The sequence below is a fragment of the Streptomyces sparsus genome (assembly GCF_054776295.1).
The window spans coordinates 1-4,170 of record NZ_BAAHCA010000422.1 but is presented as its reverse complement, the minus strand read 5'-3'; the positions used below and the strand labels follow the sequence as shown (position 1 = coordinate 4,170).

General features: G+C 70.9%; 5 protein-coding genes. 1 reads left to right on the top strand and 4 read right to left on the bottom strand.

Features of this window, described 5'->3' with window-relative positions:
• Nucleotides 1-147: 147 nt before the first annotated feature.
• On the top strand, nucleotides 148-1,398 hold the full coding sequence (locus ACYVE9_RS17715; protein ID WP_461028850.1) for a cytochrome P450 family protein: 1,251 nt from the start codon (nucleotides 148-150) through the stop codon (nucleotides 1,396-1,398).
• A gap of 121 nt (nucleotides 1,399-1,519) precedes the next feature.
• Here ACYVE9_RS17715 and recX read toward each other — a convergent pair whose 3' ends face one another.
• From recX to ACYVE9_RS17695, 4 genes are all read right to left on the bottom strand, one after another.
• Nucleotides 1,520-2,176 carry a recombination regulator RecX gene (recX, locus tag ACYVE9_RS17710; RefSeq protein WP_461028851.1) on the bottom strand — a complete coding sequence of 219 codons (657 nt, stop codon included), beginning with the start codon at nucleotides 2,174-2,176 and terminating at the stop codon, nucleotides 1,520-1,522.
• Nucleotides 2,124-3,257, bottom strand: a complete 1,134-nt coding sequence (gene recA, locus ACYVE9_RS17705) for a recombinase RecA (RefSeq protein ID WP_461028849.1) — start codon at nucleotides 3,255-3,257, stop codon at nucleotides 2,124-2,126. The genes recX and recA overlap by 53 nt, the downstream gene beginning before the upstream one ends.
• A gap of 250 nt (nucleotides 3,258-3,507) precedes the next feature.
• Nucleotides 3,508-3,702, bottom strand: a complete 195-nt coding sequence (locus tag ACYVE9_RS17700) for a DUF3046 domain-containing protein (protein ID WP_461028848.1) — start codon at nucleotides 3,700-3,702, stop codon at nucleotides 3,508-3,510.
• 35 nt (nucleotides 3,703-3,737) lie between these two features.
• On the bottom strand, nucleotides 3,738-4,052 hold the full coding sequence (locus tag ACYVE9_RS17695) for an AzlD domain-containing protein (RefSeq protein WP_461028847.1): 315 nt from the start codon (nucleotides 4,050-4,052) through the stop codon (nucleotides 3,738-3,740).
• Between the last annotated feature and the right edge of the window lie 118 nt (nucleotides 4,053-4,170).

Here is a 4,170-nt window from a genome sequence, read left to right as displayed (position 1 = left end):
CGGCGGGGGCGCGGAGGGGCCGCCTGCGGAGGGGACCGTGCGGGGGCGGACGGGGTGGCGTGCGGTGGTGCTGTGGGAGGGGCCGTGTGGCCGATCTCGCAGCGGGCGCAGGGCTCGGAGCCGCAGGTGGCGGGAGAGGATGACCGGATGCTCGATCCGGCAGACCCCGCTTTCGCCCGGGACCCGTACCCCGCCTACGCACGGCTGCGGGACCGCGGCCCGGCGGCCCGGGTACCGCTGGCCAACGGCACCCACGCCTGGCTGGTGACCGGTTACCAGGAGGCCAGAGCTGTCCTGTCGGACAGCCGGTTCTCCAATGTGCCGCCTGCTTCAGCGGGCCGGCCGAAGGCCGACTCCCCCGCGCAGCGAGCGAGGCGGAGACTGGCACGGCACATGCTCAACATGGACGCCCCCGACCACACCCGGCTGCGCCGGCTCACCGCCGCCGCCTTCAGCCCGCGCCGCGTCAGTGCCCTGCGTCCGCGCATCGAGACCCTCACCAAGGAACTGATCGCCGAGCTGTGCGCGCGTGCCGTCGACGGCGGGCGGGCCGACCTCGTCGACTCGTTCGCCTTCCCTCTGCCGGTGCTGGTGATCGGTGAGGTACTGGGTGTGCCCGAGGCAGATCGCGCGGACCTGCGGACCTGGACGTACCAGGTCGGTTCCCCCATGGACGCCCTGCCGCCGGGCGCGGTGGACACGGCCTGGTTGAGCCTGCACGACTACTTCACGCGGTTGATCGCCACCAAGCGTCACCGGCCCGGCGAGGACCTCTTCAGTTCGCTGGTCCACGACTCGGCCGAGGGTGGCCTGACGGACGGCGAGCTGCTGGCGATGGCGTTCCTGCTGCTCTTCGCCGGCTACGAGACGACGATGAACCTGATCGCCTCCGCGGCGCTGCTGCTGCTCACCCATCCCGCCGAACGGGCCGCCGCCGAGGCGGATCCGGCTGCGGGCTGGCCGGCCGTGGTGGAGGAGACGCTGCGCCACGCAAGCCCCTTGGAGGGCACCACCTGGCGGCGCACGACCCAGGAGGTGGACCTCGGTGGCACCCGGATACCGGCCGGGGCGTCGGTGCTGGTCATGCTGGCCGCGGCCAACCGTGACCCGGCGTACTTCGAGGATCCGGACGTATTCCGACCAGCACGCTACCTGCCGGCTGCCGACGGCACCCGGCCGGCGCCTCATGCCGCCTTCGGCCACGGGCCCCACTTCTGCGTCGGCTCGGGGCTGGCCAGGCTTGAGGCGCAGACGGCACTGCCGCTGCTCTTCTCCGAGCTGCCTCATCTCGGCCTGGCCGCCGACCCACAGGCCGTGCCCTACCGGCCCGGCCTACTGGTGCGCGGGCCGCAACAGCTTCCGGTGACGCTGTACCGCAACCGGGAGACATCCCCCTGAACGATTCGTCACCACAGCCCGGCTGCTCCTGCCTCGGCTCACCTGTTCCCAGCGCCCCCACGTCTGCCCGGCGCGCCCCCGCTCGGACCGGTATGGCGGAAGCCGGGACCGAGCCCGGCCGTCAGTGACCGCTCTCGTCCCACTCGTCCGCGTTCTCGCCCTCGGCTTTCAGTGCCTGCCGGACCACGCTCAGGGCCAGTCCCTCGGAGTAGCCGCGTCTGGCCAGCATGCCGGCCAAGCGCCGGATCCGCTTCTCCCGGTCCAGGCCCCGGGTGGCGCGGAGCTTGCGTTCCACCAGCGCCAGCGCGGTGGCCTCCTCCTGCTCCGGCTGCAACTGACTGACGGCTTCCTCGATGACAGCCGCTTCCACCCCCTTGGTGCGCAGCTCCTGGGCGAGCGCACGGCGGGCCAGCCCACGGCCCCGGTGACGGGACTCCACCCAGGCGTCAGCGAAGGCCACGTCGTTGATCAGGCCGACCTCCTCAAAACGGGAGAGCACCTGCTCGGCTGCCTCATCCGGGATGTCCCGCTTGCGTAGTGCGTCGGCCAGCTGCTGGCGGCTCCGTGAGCTGCCGGTGAGCAGACGGAGGCAGATCGCACGGGCCTGCTCCACCGGATCCTTCGGCATAGGCGGTGGTTTCTCGTCGGCCCTCGACGACGAGAAACCACCGCTGTCCTTGAGTGCCGCCGGGCTGTCCGACCACTCAGTACGGCGTGCCATGCCGTCAGCTCTTGACCGGCGCGGCCTTGGTGGCCTTTCCCTTGGCGGCAGGCGCAGGCACCGTCTTCGCAGCGTCCGCGGCCGGCTCCTCAGTGACACCGACAGCCGCGTCCTTGCCAGGCTCGGCTTCCGGCTTCTCCGTCTTCGGGCCGATGCCCAGCTTCTCCTTGATCTTCTTCTCGATCTCGTTCGCCAGGTCGGGGTTGTCCCGCAGGAAGTTGCGGGCGTTCTCCTTGCCCTGACCGAGCTGGTCGCCCTCGTAGGTGTACCAAGCGCCCGACTTCCGGACGAAGCCGTTCTCCACGCCCATGTCGATCAGACCGCCCTCACGGCTGATGCCGATGCCGTAGAGGATGTCGAACTCGGCCTGCTTGAAGGGCGGCGCGACCTTGTTCTTGACGACCTTGACGCGGGTGCGGTTGCCGACCGCGTCCGTGCCGTCCTTCAGGGTTTCGATCCGGCGGATGTCGAGACGCACCGAGGCGTAGAACTTCAGCGCCCGACCACCGGTGGTGGTCTCCGGTGAGCCGAACATGACGCCGACCTTCTCCCGGAGCTGGTTGATGAAGATCGCGGTGGTCTTGGAGTGGTGCAGCGCACCGGTGATCTTCCGCAGCGCCTGGCTCATCAGCCGGGCCTGGAGGCCGACGTGGGAGTCGCCCATCTCACCCTCGATCTCGGCCCGGGGCACCAGCGCGGCGACCGAGTCGATGACGATGAGGTCCAGGGCCCCGGAGCGGATCAGCATGTCGACGATCTCCAGCGCCTGCTCGCCGTTGTCCGGCTGGGACAGGATGAGCTGGTCCACGTCGACGCCGAGCTTCTTGGCGTACTCCGGGTCGAGCGCGTGCTCGGCGTCCACGAAGGCAACCGTGCCGCCCTGCCGCTGGGCGTTCGCCACGGCGTGCAGCGTCAGGGTCGTCTTACCGGAGGATTCGGGGCCGAACACCTCCACCACCCGGCCACGCGGCAGACCGCCGACGCCGAGCGCGACGTCCAGCGCTGTCGAGCCGGTGGGGATGATCTCGATGGGTTCGTCCGGGCGCTCGCCCAAGCGCATCACGGCGCCCTTGCCGAACTGCCGCTCGATTTGTGCGAGAGCGGCGTCCAGCGCCTTCTCGCGGTCGGTTCCTGCCATGTGGGTCACCCGGTTTGCTTGAGTCGATCGCTTCACGTCCACGACGCTAGCGGCTGCCACTGACAATCGGCTCGGGAGGCGCCTCCACCGCTCCCGGACCGACCCAGCACCTCCATGGGAATCCATGTTCGATTTTACTGTCAAGCGACACGCCACACCTGTGGAAAACCGAAAACCCGCAGGTCAGAGCCATCCGTGGTAGACGGGCAGGGCCCGCCGGGCAGTTCGGGCGAACCGGGCTGGGCCCTCGTCAGCGCAGGTCGGCGGGCACATCGACCGCCGCGCACACCGCCCGCCAGATCCGTTTCGGATCCCAGCCCGCGTCGAGCGCCTCGTGCACCGTGCGTCCTCCGAGTTCGGACATCACATGGTCACGCGCGAAGGAATCGGCGTACGCCTCGCCGAAGTGGGCCGCCATCCGCGCCCAGAACACCGTCAGTCGCATGCTCCCAGTATCGCGCCCGGGGGCCGCCGCCCGACTCAGCCGCCCAGGGCCCGCACTCCGGCGGTGACGACCACGGCCGCGGCCACCACCACCAGAAAGGGCGCGCGCAGCAGCAGCGCGACTCCGGCCGCCGCGAGACCCGCGGCCCTGGCGTCCACGACCAGCGTGCCGGCGTCCCCGCCGAAGGTCTGGAGCGCGGTCAACGCGGCCAGCAGGGCGACCGGGAGCAACACCGCGAGCCGCCGTACCGAGGGAGCCCGCAGGGCCGCGGCCGGCACGGTGAGTCCGGCCAGCTTGATCAGGTAGCAGCCCACGGCGGTCAGCACGATCGCCGCCCACACGGCGGTCATCGCCCGCCCTCCGTGCGCTCGATCGAAGCCCTGCCGCGCAGCAGCAGCACCAGCGGCGCGGCGAGCGCCGCGACCAGCACCGGCACTCCGGCCGGCAGCAGCGGCAGGCCGACGAGGG

Bases quoted from the DNA above. Each gene is read 5' to 3' on its own strand.
- ACYVE9_RS17715 (WP_461028850.1), top strand. From the start codon at position 148: ATGCTCGATCCGGCAGACCCCGCTTTCGCCCGGGACCCGTACCCCGCC.
- recA (WP_461028849.1), bottom strand. From the start codon at position 3,257: ATGGCAGGAACCGACCGCGAGAAGGCGCTGGACGCCGCTCTCGCACAA.
- ACYVE9_RS17700 (WP_461028848.1), bottom strand. From the start codon at position 3,702: ATGCGACTGACGGTGTTCTGGGCGCGGATGGCGGCCCACTTCGGCGAG.
- ACYVE9_RS17695 (WP_461028847.1), bottom strand. From the start codon at position 4,052: ATGACCGCCGTGTGGGCGGCGATCGTGCTGACCGCCGTGGGCTGCTAC.